Origin of the sequence: Acidisphaera sp. S103, from assembly GCF_009765975.1 — a bacterium.
Classification (GTDB): Bacteria; Pseudomonadota; Alphaproteobacteria; order Acetobacterales; family Acetobacteraceae; genus Rhodopila.
In genome coordinates, this window is record NZ_LMUJ01000042.1 from 285,599 (window position 1) to 300,214 (window position 14,616).

The window sequence follows — 14,616 nt, forward strand, 5'->3', positions numbered from 1 at the left end:
ATCCGGAAGGTCGGGCGACTGATCGGTCTGCTTGAGCCACGCCGCCCTGGCCGCGGGGTCATCCGGATCGAAGTGGATGTCCACCCGGACCCCATCGACCTTCCTGGTGAGTATGTTCAGGTACGAGTACAGCGGCACGGTGACGTGCAGCACGTTTGACGCCGACCACGCGACGAGGGGACGCTCGTCCACATAGCCTCCAGTGTCGACGCCGACCACCTGGATGTCTCGAAGTGGGGGTTTTGTTGCAATAAGCCGAACGCCAACCACGACGTCGGATCCCGCTAAAAACCCCACGTCGCACGTGGACTCCTCGTTGACCGCGAGCCACGCGCCACCTGGAGAGGGCAATCGATTGAGCACAACAGTCGTGCAACCCGGTTTCACCGCATCCCACAACATCGACAGACCATAAGCGACCGCCGTGAGTAGTCCGAGGGCCACCAGGCAGCCCGGGCGACGGTAGAAGCGCGGCGGCGATTTCATTTCAGGGCTTCGATTTCGCGATGAACTCGCCGGACTGATGGAGTTGATAACCAAGGTCGATGTTCTGAACGTTGCTTACTGGAAGATGGGTGTATACATTGTCCATCCGCCCGCTGTCTTTGAAATTACTGGTCATCGCCACCAGGTTTTCAGTCTCTAGAATTTCCTCTTTGGGTATCCCATTCGCAGCGGCGTCCTCACCTTCATGCACCAGCACCGCTCGGATCGATATCCGATTGTGCGCCGGTATTTTGTCCAATGGGTTATCGCTCATGACGCTACGTTTGGATGTTCCTCATACGTTCTTATCGTGCTTCATCGCTTCGGGCAAGCAATATTGCCATGGTTCGGGGTAATCGGGTGAACCCGAGCCCCTGCCAGCGGCCCTTGTCGCAGACTCCGGCCGATCGCCATCGGGCTGGTGTCTCCAGGCCAACCGTTCCAGCAATTGCCGTGGCAGGTGGCCCGGACTGCCGTCCATCCGCCTTCATCCGCTCCGGGTGCCATTCCTGGCTGGCAAAGCCACACAGTCTGGCGGGTCAGCGCGCGGCGGCCGCTTCATCCGATTGCTTACAGGATGGTTCATTGAACGGAACAGCGGGTTCCGCTACCAATCGTTTCCATGCGCCCATTGCCGATCCTAAGTGCCATTTTGCTGACCGCGGCAACCCCCGTATTCGCCCAGGTCACGGTCGATCTGCATGCCCTGCAGGCGCTGCCGGACCATCCGGCGGCCAGCCGTCCAGCCCGACCCATGCCCGCACCGGTTGTCCCGAAACACCCCACCGTCGCGACCCGGCAGGCACCCGCGACACCGGCGCCGCAGCCCGCAAAGCCGGAAAGCGCCCCGAAAACGGCTTCCGTCGCACCGGCCGCCCCGGCACCGCAGCCCACGATGCCGGAAAACGTCCCCAATACCGCCTCCATCGCACCGATCGCACCGCCACCGCCGGTCGCCGGCGCGAAACCGCCGACCCCACCGCCGGTTTCCGCCAAAGCCGCGACCGAGGCCGCGCCGACCACCACCGGTCTGCGCCTGACGTTCGCGCCGGGCGAATCCGACCTCAGCCCCGAGAGCAGCGCGTCGATCAAGCAACTGACCGCGGGCGGTCCACTGGGAGATATGACAACGTTCAACGTCCTGGCCTACGCGCCCGGCAAGGCGGACGATCCGTCCACCGCGCGCCGGGTTTCACTGTCCCGGGCGATGGCGGTGCGCAGCGCGCTGGTCGCCGATGGCGTGCCATCCGCCCGCATCTTCGTTCGCGCGCTGGGTGAGCAATTTGGAAGCGGCCCGCCCGACCGGGTGGACATCAGCGTGATGGGCGCCAACGCGCCCACCAGCACCAGTTCGGCCAGCACCAGTTCGGCCAGCACCCCCACGGCGGCTGCGCGATGACCCGCCCGTCCGGCTACCTGATCCGGATGCTGGTTTTCCTTTTGGCGGTCGGCACCGTCGCCGGGCTGTTGTCGCCCGTGCTGATCACCGCGTTCTACCATAATCCCGAGCTGAACAGCTTCATCCTGCTGGTCCTGTTGCTGGGGATCTGCTGGAACCTGCGTCAGGTGCTGCGCTTGCGGCCGGAAGTGACCTGGCTGGAAACCTACCAGACCGCGCGCAGCCGGCTGGCCGCCCTGCCCTCACCCAAGCTGCTGGCACCGATGGCCAGCATGCTGGCGATGCGCGAAGGCCGAACCAGCAACGAAACGCGGCACTTCACCCTGTCCGCGACCGCCATGCGCAGCCTGCTGGACAGCATCGCCTCCCGCCTCGACGAAAGCCGCGAGTTGTCGCGCTACATGACCGGTCTGCTGATCTTCCTCGGTCTGCTCGGGACGTTCTGGGGACTGCTGAACACGGTGACCTCGGTGTCGGACGTCATCGGCGGCATGACGCTGGGCAACGGCGACATGAACCTGATGTTCGACCAGTTGAAGACTGGCCTTGCCCGGCCGCTCGCCGGCATGGGAACGGCGTTTTCGGCCAGCATGTATGGCCTGTCCGGCGCGCTGGTGCTGGGCTTCCTGGATCTGACCGCCGGCCAGGCACAGAACCGATTCTTCAATGAACTGGAGGAATGGCTCGCCGGCCTGACGCGGCTGTCGTCCGGCATCCTGTCGGAAGGCGAAGGGTCCGTCCCGGTCTATGTCCAGGCCCTGCTGGAGCAGACCGCCGAGAACATGGAGAGCATGCAGCGCGTACTGGTGCAGGACGGGGAAAACCGATCCCAGGCCAACCAGGCCGTCAACACGTTGAACGAACGGCTGGGGGCGTTGGCCGACACCATGCGCGCCAATCAGCACCTGATGCTGCGGATCGCCGAGACGCAAACCGTGCTGGGACCGGCGTTGCAACGGCTGGGGGATCTGCAAGGCGGTGACGAGGTCAGCCGCGGCCATCTGCGCAATATCGAGATGGCTTTGCAGCGGCTGCTGGCGGAGAGCGAGCAAGGGCGGTCGCGGGCCACCACGGATTTGCGCAACGATTTGCGGCTGTTGACCCGCACGGTCGCCGCCCTGGCCGAACCGCCGCGGTAGCCGGACATGCCAGCGCGCATCCGCAGGCACGGCGGCAACGGACTGGATGCATGGCCCGGCTATGTGGACGCGCTGTCCACGCTGCTGATGGTCATCATCTTCGTCCTGCTGGTCTTCGTGCTGGCACAGGCCTTCCTGACCGTGGCGCTGTCCGGCCGCAGCCACGAACTGGACAAGGCCAACCAGCAACTCTCCGCGCTTGCCGACGAGTTGTCGCTGGAACGTGGAAAATCGTCGGAATTGCAGGTTTCCGTATCGCAACTCAGCCAGCAATTGGCGGCGAGCGCGGCGGCGCGTGACAAGCTGACATCGCAAGTCGCGGACGCGAACCTGCGGGTGCAGGCTGCGACCGTGGCCAACACGCGGCTGCAATCGCAGGTGACCACGGCCAATGGCCAGGCCAACGCTGCCCAGGCGCAACTGGCCGATGCGCAAAACCAGCTCGCCGAGATGAAAAAACAGATTGCCGACCTCGATCGGACGGTCTCGGTCGACAAGGACACGTTGCAAGCGAAACTGTCGGATCTGGCAACGCTGACGAACGAGGCCAAGGCGCTGGCGGCCCTGCGGGACGAACTGGAGAAGCAGGCCCAGGATGCCGCCGCCAATGCAATGACCGAGCAGCAACGGCGGCAGGCGGTCGAGTTGCAACTGGGCGATGAAAAGAAGTTCGGTGACAGCGCCCGCGCGCAGATCGCGCTGCTGAACCAGCAGATCGAGCAGTTGAAGAACCAGCTTTCGTCGATTGCGGCCACCCTGGATGTGACGCAGAAGCAGAGCAAGGACAAGGACGTTCAGATCGCCAACCTGGGCCAGAAACTGAACGTCGCGCTGGCGGCGAAGGTGGAGGAATTGCAGCAATACCGCAGCGAGTTCTTCGGCAAGCTGCGGACGCTTCTGGCCAACCGCTCCGGCATCACCATCGTCGGCGATCGCTTCGTGTTCCAGAGCGAGGTGCTGTTCCCCGTGGGCAGCGCCGACCTGAGCCAGGCCGGCGTGGCGCAGATGACGACACTGGCCGTGACGATCAAGGACATCGCGACGGAGATTCCACCCGATTTGCACTGGGTGCTGCGGGTGGACGGGCACACCGATCCACAACCGGTGAAGGGGGGACAATTTGCCTCCAACTGGGAACTATCGGCCGAACGTGCGATCACAGTGGTGAAGCTGCTGATCGCCGATGGCGTGCCGGCGGAGCACCTGGCAGCGACGGCGTTCGGTGAATACCAACCGTTCGGGACGGGGGATACGCCGGACGCCTATGCCAAGGACCGGCGTATCGAGCTGCGGCTGACGGACCGGTAAAAGGCCGCGGCCAGCCTCATTAAATCGGCCATTGTCGGCGGGGAATTGTCTGTGCCGCCGTCCTGCCGCATCGCATACCAGCGGCCGCTAAAATCAAAGGCGTGGATGGTGGGCCTTCGCCCACCATGACGGTTGCACGGCGGCTGGTATCATGGCCCAGAAAAGCTGAAGGCCCCGGACATAAGCCCGGGGCCTCCACATTGTTGTGACTGTCCGTTGCCGGACCGGAGTATTCTAAGCCGACGTCTTCGCGCCGGCGATCCAGGTCATGGCAAGGGTTGCCACCAAACAATGAGACACAGGATCACCTCCTTTCAGTTGTTGCTACGACCCCGGTAGTGTGCGCCCGATTCGCGCGATCTGGCAAGAAAATCAGGCAACACCTCAAAACCCGCCGTGCGGCGATCACGGGATCAGACCCGCATGACGCCCCAGAATGCTGGCGACCATCCCCGAGCCCAGCATCCACAATGGATTGCGTCCGGTGGCAAAAATGGACACCGCCGTGCCCGAGGAAATGACAACCGTCAGCAGGCTGGCGGATGAATCGGTGACGACCGTGGCGTTGGACCTGGACTACGGCAGTCCGGCGACGTTCACCGCCATGTTCAAGCGCATTCTCGGTGCCGCCCCGAGTCACTATCTATCGCCGATCGGCGTGGGATAACGTCGCCGATCCGGCGCGGGACGATGTTGTTCGGCGGCGTGGTTTCTGCTGGACTGCCGGCCAACGTTGAAGGAGGGAACACCGATGATCCGCGGCACCCATCGCTATCCGCCCATGGACCGGGTGATCTATGGCATCCCGCTGGCCGAGGCGTTGGCCGAGGAGGTCGCCCGTCTTGACGCCCGTGCGGTCTATGTCATGGCGAGCGGCACGCTCAATCGCGAGACGGATGTGATCGACGGCGTGCGCCGGGTGCTGGGCAACCGGCTGGCCGGGGTGTGCGCGAAAATTGGCGCCCACACGCCGCGCGTCGATGTGGTGGCGGCGGCGAATGAAGCTCGGGCCGCGCGCGCCGACCTGATCGTGACCGTGGGCGGCGGGTCGGTGACCGATGCGGCGAAGATGGTGGGGTTGTGCCTGGGCAACGACGTCAGCGCGCCGGAGCAGCTCGACCGGTTCCGCGCGATCATTACGGCGGATGGAAAAACCGAGCGGCCGCCGATCAAGGCGCCGGCGGTGCGGTCGGTGGATGTGCCGACGACGCTGTCGGCGGGCGAGTTCACACCGTTCGCCGGCTGCACCGATACCGTACGGCATGTGAAGGAAAGTTTCGGGCATGCGCTGATGATGCCGCAGGCGGTGATCCTCGATCCGGCGGTGACGGTCCACACGCCGGAATGGCTGTTCCTGTCGACAGGAATACGCGCGGTGGATCATGCGGTGGAGAGTTTGTGCTCGATCGCGCCGACGCCGTTCTCCGATGGGACTTCGTTGCAGGCGTTACGATTGCTGTCCGCCGGGCTGTCCGCGGTAAAGGCCAACCCGCAGGACCTGGAGGCTCGGTTGAACTGCCAGATGGGTGCGTGGATGTCGATCATGGGGTCGCATAACGGCGTGCCGATGGGAGCGAGCCACGGCATCGGGCACGTGCTGGGTGGCACGGCCAATGTGCCGCATGGGTATACGTCGTGCGTGATGCTGCCGCATGTGCTGCGGTTCAATGTGACCGCGAATGCGGACCGGCAGAAATGGGTCAGTGAGGCGTTGGGGCGGCCGGGGGACAGTGCCGGCGATGCGGTGGCGGCGCTGATCGCCGGGCTGGGATTGCCGGGGACTCTGCGTGATGTCGGGGTGAATCCGGAGCAGTTGGACGGGATCGCGGTTGGATCGATGCATGACCGCTGGGTGCATACCAACCCCAGAAAGATCGACGGACCGCCGGCGGTGCGGGCACTGCTGGACGCCGCCTGGTAGTTATATCAGCATGGCGGCTCACCCGACCGGGAGAGTCGCAGCATGACCTACCTCGCCCCCAATTCCGTCCAGGCGCGTGACATCGCGACCATCGTCCATCCGCAGACGAACCTGGTTCGCCATATCGCGGAGGGGCCGATGGTCATCGGATCGGGCCACGGCTGCTACGTCTACGACGACAACGGCACGCAGTATCTGGATACGGCGGCGGGGTTGTGGTGCGCATCCCTGGGCTATGCGTCGGAGCGGCTGGCCAAGGTCGCGTATGAGCAGATGCGCAAGCTGGGCTACTACCATCTGTATCGCGGCACGACACACGATGTGGCCGTCGACCTGGCGGAGAAACTGCTGTCCATCGCCCCGGTGCCGATGAGCAAGGTGCTGTTCCAGTGTTCGGGGTCGGAGGCGAACGATACGGCGCTGAAACTGGTGTGGTATTACCATCACGCCATTGGGAAACCGGAGAAGCGGAAGATCATCGGGCGGCGGATGGCGTATCATGGCAGCACGTCGGCCTCGATCAGCGCGTCGGGCAAGCCCGATATGCATGCGGATTTCGGGCTGCCGTTTCCGGGTTTCCTGCATACCGAATATCCGCACTACTACCGTCACCACAATGAGGGCGAGTCGGAGGAGCAGTTCGCGACGCGCATGGCCGATGCGCTGGAGCAACTGATCCTGCGCGAGGGTCCGGAGACGTGCGCGGCGTTTATTGGCGAGCCGGTGATGGGGGCGGGTGGCGGGCTGACGCCGCCCGCGACGTATTGGGAGAAGATCCAGGCGGTCATTCGGCGGTACGACATGCTGTTCATTGCCGATGAGGTGATCTGCGGGTTTGGCCGGACCGGCAATATGTGGGGCAGCCAGACTTATGATTTGCAGCCCGACATGATCTCCTGCGCCAAAGCGCTGTCGGCGGGGATGCAGCCGATCTCGGCGCTGATGATCAATGAGCGTGTGTTCGAGGCGATGCTGGATGAGAGCCGGAAGCTGGGGAATTTCGCGCACGGCTTCACCTACGCCGGGCACCCGGTAACGACGGCGGTGGCGATGGAGACGCTGCGTATCTACGAGGATATGGATATGCTGGGGCACGTCCAGCGGGTCGGGCCGTATCTGCAGGAGAAGCTGGGGACACTGGCCGATCATCCGCTGGTGGGCGAGGTTCGCGGTGTCGGGCTGCTGACGGGGATCGAGATGGTGGCCGACAAAGCGACGCGGGCGCAGTTCGATCCGGGGCGCCAGGTTGGGGCGACGGTGGACAAGCATGCTCGTAAGCATGGGCTGATCACGCGGTTCGTCGGCGATCGGGTGGCATTTTCTCCGCCGCTGATCATCACCGAGGCGGAAATCGATGAGGCGGTGACACGGATTACCCGGGCGATGGATGATACGTGGGCGGAGGTCAGGTAGAGAACGCCGTGATACCGAATGTCGCGGTTGCGGCCGCGGTCAATGCCATACGAAAGCCGCCTTCCAGATAGCGTCGATCATCTTTGATATTCAACCAGCCTCGCCGGGCGTAAAGGTAGAGCGGCAAGATCAACAGCACGCCATAAAGGTTGGATAAATATCCAGAAGATCCTGCGATAGCGGTACCGCCAAGGCACAGCATGGCTAAGGTAACACAGCCAACCGCCGCGACCCAGTACGAACCGCTGCGCAGACTGTAGGTCAGAAAGATGTCAAGGTCCTTTAACCAGTTAAGGATCGCCGCAACGAAGAGCCAGAGTACGAGAATTGCCGTAATGAAGAAGAACTGTGCAGAGTCCAACATTCCCGACAGCAGGTTTTGTTCGCGGTACGTTCGCGCGACAAGACCGATCGCCGCAAAGCCGATCAGCCGGAAAATGAAATTCTGATCGAGGATGCGCGGCCAGCGTCCCATGTAGTATCGACTGATCAGGCTGCCAACACGACCAACACGCATAGCCTTTGGCGGAAGGTACGATGCGTCCCTCGCCGCCAACAGATCGTGTAGCAGGAAGTTGGTTTTGATCGCCAACTGGGACGTGGGGTAGACCGTGGTCAGGAATGGTGTTTTCTCGAAACCTTTGGTCAGGTGCGGTTCGAACGGGTAGATCGCCAGCAGGTCGTTGCCGCCAAACTGATCACGCAGCAGGTCGTCGTAGAATTTCTGCAGAAATCGCGCACTGAATGCCGGAATGACCTTATTGAACACCAGCCGGATGTCGGGCTTTTTATCGGGCAGTTCGGCTGCCATCTGGCGGACGAAATTCAGTGTGCCGTACAGCGTTATCTTATCGGGTTCGGATACAAGAATACTGTGGGTGGCGATCGCACAGGCGGCGAAGGATGTGTTGTCGGGTCCCCCATGACAATCCAGGACGGCGATTTCACAGCCGCTTTGTTCGCAGAGACACATTATGAATGTGCCAAGGGCGTTTGACAGGGCCTGTACGTCCATGGCTTCGAGCGCGGCGGCAGAAGATTTTTCGATGTCGCCATACTCGACAGTGAACAGGTTTGCACCGACCGCGACGAGGTACCAGTCGCCAGCGGGCTGACAGCCCGTGAAAAGTTCGGGTGGCCGCACCTGTTCACGCCGCACCTTGGCCGCCGCCGAAGCAAACAGGCCGGTCAGGCCACGGTTGAAAAAATCCAGGTCGAGCAGCAGCGTTTTCCGACCCTGTGCCAGTTCGTTGGCGATTGCGACCGAGAGCATGGTCTTGCCGACCCCGCCCTTGCCGCTGACCACGGCAATGATGAGAGGCTTTGTCATCCTTCGTCGGCCTCGGCTTTATTGTTCTTGAGCCTCGGCCGTTTCGACGCTTTGCGATGATGATCGATCGCACCCTTGGCTTCCTGCAGGAAAACGGCTTCCTGTGTCGAGGATGGCAATCGAAGAAACGCGTAGACATAAAATGCAATTCCGAAAAGGAATACAGCGACCGATGATAGATACACGATGGCACCGATGACAGCCGCGAGTAAGACGCTGCTGGTTAACAGGTCATGTGAATAATATAACATTACCGTTGAAAATGAAGTCGAAGTCAGCAACACCGGATTTTTCACGGTACCCAATTGGGAAACGATTTGGCGTGGATTGTCCAACCTTCTTCATCCATAAAGGGGAGCAGTCGGTCAACAAGTCAAACCGATCTTCTTACTTTAAAGGGCGACGCCGAATGTGTATGTTACACTGCGTCGGGCGGGCAGGCAAGTTTATCCGCCAACCCGAGGGCCCGGCGTGGGATGAGGCGTGCGCTGTCTTGAAACCAAGCGCCTCGGCGCTACGGCACCGCCACGAACAACTGCCGCGTCGCGTAGGAAATCCAGACCCGCCGCTGTGCCAGCCAATCGGCGCCCAGCAGCATGTCGACGATCGGTGTCAGGTGGACCCCTGGGCCGGCCCAGATCACCGGCGCGCTGGTCGCCTGGCCGCCCACCTGAAGTGAGCGGAACGTATGGCGGTGCATCGTCACCACATGGGACCCAATACCACTGACCTGGTCTGCCGGATCATGCGCGAAGCCGCCCGGCTGCAACCCAAGCCGGAAGATACCGGGCGCGGCGACGAGACTCGCACTGGCGCCGGTATCCAGCAGGGCACGCAACGGCACGGCATCCAGCCTCACCGGCACGATCAGCGCATCCTGGTCCAGCAGACTGACCGGCACGGCGCTATAGCCACCCTGCCACGGCAGGAAGCGCCCGGCGCAGTCCTGCACCCGATAAAGCGTCACCTGCCGGTCGGGCAAATCCAGGTCCAGGTCGAACGACGCCAGAAAATCGCGCCCCAACGCGCCATCGATCACAAGGTCGCCGATGCGCGTCTGCGGGATAATGCCGACCGTCAGGCTGGTGTCGTGGTTCAACGTCCGGCGGACCAGGGGGACACCGCCCAATGTCAGGGTACGAGGATCGGCGTTCGGGCGGCTCTCGATCCCGCCGATGCCGCGCATGGTGGTACCCACCCATTCGTCACGTGCCACGTTCAGGCGGAGAGCCGCGGCCGCGGTGATGATCGACCGTTGGGCACCGGTGTCCAGGATCATGGTCGCGATGGTGCCGTTGACCGCCACCGGCACGGTGATCGTTCCGCCGACAACGTCCAACGCGACCGTGGCCTTGTTGTCCACCACACAGGCGGGCCGAGCGGCAACAGGCAGCAGCAGGCTGGCCAGCAGCAGAAGAATGCCTGTTTTCACGCCGATCTCCCCCGGGGTCTGCCGGACCATATGACGGTGGCGGCCAATCGGCCAACGCCATCGCGGGAATTGTCGAATCCTCACGGTATCGCTATCCATCGTCGCATGTCTGAAACGTCCTCCGATGTGCCGGCACGGCCCAACCCGACCGTGTTCGATCTGTTTGCCGGGTTTTTCATGGTGGGCATCTGCGGCTTCGGCGGAGTCCTGCCCTGGGCTCGGCGCATGATCGTGGAGCAGCGCAAGTGGCTGACCCAGCCCGAATTCACCGACATGCTGGGTCTGTGTCAGTTCCTGCCGGGCGGCAACATCATGAACGTGACCATCGCCCTGGGATCGCGATTCCGCGGCGTCGCCGGCGCGGCGGCCTGTTTCCTCGGGCTGATGACCGCGCCGGTGGCGATCGTGATCGGACTGGGCGTGGTGTATGACCGGTATGCCGATTTCCCGCCGGTGCATCGGGCGTTCGTCGCACTGTCGGCCGCCGCCGCGGCCTATCTGCTGGCGACCGCCTGGAAAATCGCCTCGCCGTTGCGCGGACGCCCGCTGGCCATCGGTGTCGCCGCCTTGACCTTCGTGGTCATCGCCGTGCTGCGGTTGCCGATGTTGGCGGCGATGCCGCTGCTGGCGATCGGGTCCACCCTGCTGCTGCGGCGGTTCCGGGCATGAGCACCCTGGCGCAACTGGCAGCGGTCTATGGACAGTTGTCTCTGCTGGCGTTCGGCGGTGCGAACGCGGTGATCCCGGAGATGCAGCGGCAGGTCGTCGATGTGCATCACTGGATGACGGGGCACGAGTTCGCGGCGCTGTACGCCCTGGCGCAGGCCGCACCGGGCCCGAACATGATGGTCGTCAGCCTGGTGGGATGGCAGGTCGGCGGCATCTTGGGTGCCTTGGTGACGACCTTATCGGTCGCAGTGCCGTCCTCCACACTGACGCTGGTGGTCAGCGGCGTGTGGTTCCGGTTCAAGGACGCGCCGTGGCGCAAAGCCATGCAGGCGGGGCTGCAACCGGTGACGGCCGGGCTGATCATGGCCAGCGCCGGGCTGCTGATCGAAAGCACCACCGTGGATTGGACAGCGGCGGCGGTCACCGTGGTAACCGCCTGCCTGTTCATTTTCACCAAGCTGCACCCGATGCTGATCCTGGCCGCCGCCGCGGTCGCGGGGGCGATCGGGCTGGCCGGCTGATCAGCCCACGGCCCGCCTGTACAGATGCCACGTGGCATGCCCCAGCACCGGCATGACCAGGATCAGGCCAAGCAACAGCGGGATCGAGCCGACCACCAGGCTGGCGACGATAATCAGTCCCCAGGCCATCATCGTCAGCGGGTTACGCATGACGACCCCGATCGACGTACGGATCGCGGTTTCCAGCGAAACATTCCGGTCCAGCAGGATGGGGAACGACACCACGCTGATCGTCCCTGCAATCACGGCCAGCACGAATCCCACGCCGATACCGACAATCGCCATTACCCAGCCCGCTCGGGTATAGAGCACGCTGTGCGCGAAGGCCGCCAGCGACACCGGGGGTTTCGGCCCCAGGGTCAGGTTGTAAACGGAGTTCGACAGCACCAGCCAGAACAGGAACATCACGATCAGCGTCGCGCCCAGCAACAGGATGCCGCCGATCGCGGGTGAGCGGAACACGCTGAACGCATCGGTCAAACCGGCGCTGAGCCCCAGTTCGCGCCGGCGGCTCATTTCGTTCAGGCCGACGGCGGCGAACGGCCCGACCAGGGCAAAACCGGAGGCCAACGGGAACACCAGCGGTAGCATGTCGTATCCCGCCGCCACGCGGGCCATCAACAAGCCGATCAGCGGATAGATCACGCAGAGGAAAATCACGTCGGTGCGGGATTCGCGGAAATCCTCCATGCCGCGGGCCAGTGCCCATCGCAGGTCGACGATGTGGATCCGCCGCACGACGGGCGGCGTCGACATGCGGACCGTTTCATCGGGGTGAACCGTGGTGATGGAATGGTAGGCATGGGCCAACACGTCGTAGCCCCAGCCTGGCGGCGTCTTGATCATGGTGGACTCTCCTCCGAACGCTCATTCGCGAGGTCGCGAGTCCGTCACGCGCTGCTTGTCCGATCGCCTGACGAACCTGGTCGCAGCCATCGCGCAATGGAATGATGGGCACGTTTCGAGGCGGTCGGCGATCACGAATCCGCGACTGATCGACACTGTCCGGCGGCGTCACGGCCACCCAAACGATCAGCCCAACCGAGCGCGCAACGCTTCGAGTTCCTCAAGCGCCTCCACCAACAGCGTCCGCAGCCGTTCGTGTTCCAGGTCCGGCTTCGGACGCGGCGCGGTGCGGGCCATATGCGTGACCGACGGCGGCGGCGCGACCAGTTCCAGGCCCGGGATCAGCGGTAATTCCTCCGGCGCCCGAGCCGCCCGTTCCGCCTCGGCGGCAGCGCGTTCGTCGGCCGTCGGCGGCGGGATATCGTCGGACAACTGCCCGCCGCCTTCCCGCAGCAGGCGCTGCACACCCTTGATCGTATAACCCTGGGTGTACAGCAGGTCGGCGATCCGCCGCAGCAGCACGATGTCGTCCGGCCGGTAATACCGCCGCCCACCGCCACGCTTCAGCGGCCTGACCTGCGGAAACTTCGTCTCCCAGAACCGCAGGACATGCTGCGGGATGTGAAGATCGTCCGCTACCTCACTGATTGTACGAAAAGCATTCGGCGCTTTCTTCGGCCGCTGCCGCATCCCATCGTCGTTCGGATCGTCGCTCATCTGGGAGTCCATGGGCCGGCCTCCCGCTCAATCTCTATGCGGGTTGCGTCATTCATCATCTTCCGTACCAGGTGTCGTGCCGTTGACATGAGCCTTCAACACATGGCTCGGCCTGAACACGAGAACGCGGCGCGGCAGGATGGGCACTTCTTCGCCAGTCTTCGGGTTCCGGCCGATGCGGCGCCCCTTTTGTCTGACAGAAAAAGTCCCGAACCCACTGATTTTAACGGATTCACCTTTTTCCAGATGCGTGGCAACACGCTCCAGCACATCTTCCAGCAGATCGGCTGACTCATTCCGAGACAGCCCGACCTGCGTGTAGATCATTTCAGCGATGTGAGCACGGGTGATCGTCAGCATGGCCGGACGCTATGCAGATCGTCCCGCTACGTCAAGGTTCGAAATGAAAAAATCTTACCGGATCAGGGGTTTGCAGCGGGTCTTGGCGACAATGTCACAGCCGGACAAGGGCCGACCCCCAGGTCAGGCCGCCGCCCAGTGCCTCCAGCACCACCAGATCGCCGGACTTGATGCGTCCGTCGGCACGCGCCTCGGCCAGGGCCAGGGGAACGGACGCGGCGGACGTGTTGGCATGGCGGTCCACCGTCACCACCACGCGTTCCGGCGGCAATCCCAGTTTCTTCCCCATCGCATTGATAATGCGGCTGTTTGCCTGGTGCGGCACCAGCCAGTCGATGTCGGCGTGGCCCAGGCCGTTGGCGGCCAGCGCTTCGTCCACCGCCTCGGCCAGCCGGGTGACCGCGTGGCGGAACACCTCCCGCCCATGCATCACCAGATGGCCGGGCTTGTCGGGCTGGCCGACCGCGCCGTCGACATACAGGATGTCGCCGAGGGTGCCCTGCGCGTGGATATGGGTGGACAGGACGCCGCGCCGGTCGTCGTCGACGCCGGTGCTGGCACGCAGGAAGACGGCGCCGGCACCGTCACCGAACAACACGCAGGTGCCGCGGTCCTGCCAATTGAGAATGCGCGAGTAGACCTCACTGCCGATCACCAGCACGCCACGTACCTGCCCTGCCCGGATCATCCCGTCGGCGACGGACAGGGCGTAGATGAAGCCGGCACAGGCGGCCGATAGGTCGAAGCCGAAGCCCCGCGTCACCCCCAGCGCCGCCTGCACCCGCAACGCGGACGCGGGAAACGCCTGGTCCGGGGTGCTGGTGGCCAGGATGATCGCATCGACATCCGCCGCGTGGGCCCCGGCATCGGCCAAAGCGGCGGCGGCGGCGGCGGTGCCCATGAACGCGGTCGTCTCATGCGCGGCGGCGAAATGCCGCTGGCGGATTCCCGTGCGCTCCCGGATCCATTCATCCGACGTATCGATGGTACGCGACAATTCGTCGTTGGTGACGATCCGTTCGGGCAGGTAGCCCCCACAGCCGGCGAGGATGGAACGAGGCGGCATCACTGATCC

At 63.6% G+C, this 14,616-nt stretch carries 17 protein-coding genes; 8 read left to right on the forward strand and 9 right to left on the reverse strand.

From position 1 onward, the window contains the following. Both GSQ89_RS11630 and GSQ89_RS11635 read right to left on the reverse strand, forming a co-directional pair. On the reverse strand, positions 1–486 hold a 486-nt coding region (locus tag GSQ89_RS11630; protein ID WP_158925176.1), incomplete at its 3' end, for a hypothetical protein. A gap of 1 nt (position 487) precedes the next feature. After that, positions 488–760 carry a hypothetical protein gene (locus tag GSQ89_RS11635; RefSeq protein ID WP_158925178.1) on the reverse strand — a complete coding sequence of 91 codons (273 nt, stop codon included), beginning with the start codon at positions 758–760 and terminating at the stop codon, positions 488–490. A gap of 348 nt (positions 761–1,108) precedes the next feature. On the opposite strand from GSQ89_RS11635, the gene GSQ89_RS11640 reads away from it, so the two are divergent. The 6 genes from GSQ89_RS11640 (at position 1,109) to GSQ89_RS11665 (ending at position 7,666) form a co-directional block, all read left to right on the forward strand. Next, positions 1,109–1,885 (forward strand): OmpA family protein, encoded by a 777-nt coding sequence (locus tag GSQ89_RS11640; protein ID WP_158925180.1) that lies wholly within the window; start codon positions 1,109–1,111, stop codon positions 1,883–1,885. Further along, positions 1,882–3,024, forward strand: a complete 1,143-nt coding sequence (locus GSQ89_RS11645) for a flagellar motor protein MotA (protein WP_158925182.1) — start codon at positions 1,882–1,884, stop codon at positions 3,022–3,024. Before GSQ89_RS11640 ends, GSQ89_RS11645 begins: the two co-directional genes overlap by 4 nt. A 6-nt stretch (positions 3,025–3,030) precedes the next feature. After that, entirely contained in the window at positions 3,031–4,332 is a 1,302-nt protein-coding gene (locus tag GSQ89_RS11650) for a peptidoglycan -binding protein (protein WP_158925184.1), read from the forward strand. Positions 4,333–4,768: 436 nt separating this feature from the next. Further along, positions 4,769–4,999: a helix-turn-helix domain-containing protein gene (locus GSQ89_RS11655; protein ID WP_158925186.1), complete on the forward strand. Its 231-nt coding sequence runs from the start codon at positions 4,769–4,771 to the stop codon at positions 4,997–4,999. Positions 5,000–5,083: 84 nt separating this feature from the next. Beyond that, positions 5,084–6,253: an iron-containing alcohol dehydrogenase gene (locus GSQ89_RS11660; protein ID WP_158925188.1), complete on the forward strand. Its 1,170-nt coding sequence runs from the start codon at positions 5,084–5,086 to the stop codon at positions 6,251–6,253. A gap of 42 nt (positions 6,254–6,295) precedes the next feature. After that, entirely contained in the window at positions 6,296–7,666 is a 1,371-nt protein-coding gene (locus GSQ89_RS11665) for an aminotransferase (RefSeq protein ID WP_158925190.1), read from the forward strand. Here GSQ89_RS11665 and GSQ89_RS11670 read toward each other — a convergent pair. The 3 genes from GSQ89_RS11670 to GSQ89_RS11680 all read right to left on the reverse strand — a co-directional run bounded on the left by GSQ89_RS11670 (position 7,659) and on the right by GSQ89_RS11680 (position 10,428). Next, a complete protein-coding gene (locus GSQ89_RS11670; protein ID WP_158925192.1) occupies positions 7,659–8,996 on the reverse strand; it encodes a ParA family protein in 1,338 nt (445 codons plus the stop codon). The two genes, GSQ89_RS11665 and GSQ89_RS11670, sit on opposite strands and share 8 nt — an antisense overlap. Next, positions 8,993–9,331, reverse strand: a complete 339-nt coding sequence (locus tag GSQ89_RS11675; RefSeq protein ID WP_158925194.1) for a hypothetical protein — start codon at positions 9,329–9,331, stop codon at positions 8,993–8,995. The genes GSQ89_RS11670 and GSQ89_RS11675 overlap by 4 nt, the downstream gene beginning before the upstream one ends. Before the next feature lie 179 nt (positions 9,332–9,510). Then, positions 9,511–10,428 (reverse strand): retroviral-like aspartic protease family protein, encoded by a 918-nt coding sequence (locus GSQ89_RS11680; RefSeq protein WP_158925196.1) that lies wholly within the window; start codon positions 10,426–10,428, stop codon positions 9,511–9,513. Positions 10,429–10,533: 105 nt separating this feature from the next. On the opposite strand from GSQ89_RS11680, the gene GSQ89_RS11685 reads away from it, so the two are divergent. Both GSQ89_RS11685 and GSQ89_RS11690 read left to right on the forward strand, forming a co-directional pair. After that, positions 10,534–11,097: a chromate transporter gene (locus GSQ89_RS11685; RefSeq protein ID WP_158925198.1), complete on the forward strand. Its 564-nt coding sequence runs from the start codon at positions 10,534–10,536 to the stop codon at positions 11,095–11,097. After that, on the forward strand, positions 11,094–11,618 hold the full coding sequence (locus GSQ89_RS11690; RefSeq protein WP_158925200.1) for a chromate transporter: 525 nt from the start codon (positions 11,094–11,096) through the stop codon (positions 11,616–11,618). Before GSQ89_RS11685 ends, GSQ89_RS11690 begins: the two co-directional genes overlap by 4 nt. Here GSQ89_RS11690 and GSQ89_RS11695 read toward each other — a convergent pair whose 3' ends face one another. From GSQ89_RS11695 to GSQ89_RS11710, 4 genes are all read right to left on the reverse strand, one after another. After that, positions 11,619–12,464, reverse strand: a complete 846-nt coding sequence (locus GSQ89_RS11695; RefSeq protein WP_158925202.1) for a DUF2189 domain-containing protein — start codon at positions 12,462–12,464, stop codon at positions 11,619–11,621. It lies immediately after the preceding gene. A 186-nt stretch (positions 12,465–12,650) separates the two neighbouring features. Further along, positions 12,651–13,193 carry a MerR family transcriptional regulator gene (locus tag GSQ89_RS11700; protein ID WP_371734243.1) on the reverse strand — a complete coding sequence of 181 codons (543 nt, stop codon included), beginning with the start codon at positions 13,191–13,193 and terminating at the stop codon, positions 12,651–12,653. Positions 13,194–13,229: 36 nt separating this feature from the next. Continuing rightward, complete coding sequence (locus GSQ89_RS11705) at positions 13,230–13,541, reverse strand: integration host factor subunit alpha (RefSeq protein WP_158925204.1); 312 nt, start codon at positions 13,539–13,541, stop codon at positions 13,230–13,232. 94 nt (positions 13,542–13,635) lie between these two features. Next, complete coding sequence (locus GSQ89_RS11710; RefSeq protein ID WP_158925206.1) at positions 13,636–14,607, reverse strand: beta-ketoacyl-ACP synthase III; 972 nt, start codon at positions 14,605–14,607, stop codon at positions 13,636–13,638. Positions 14,608–14,616 lie beyond the last annotated feature (9 nt).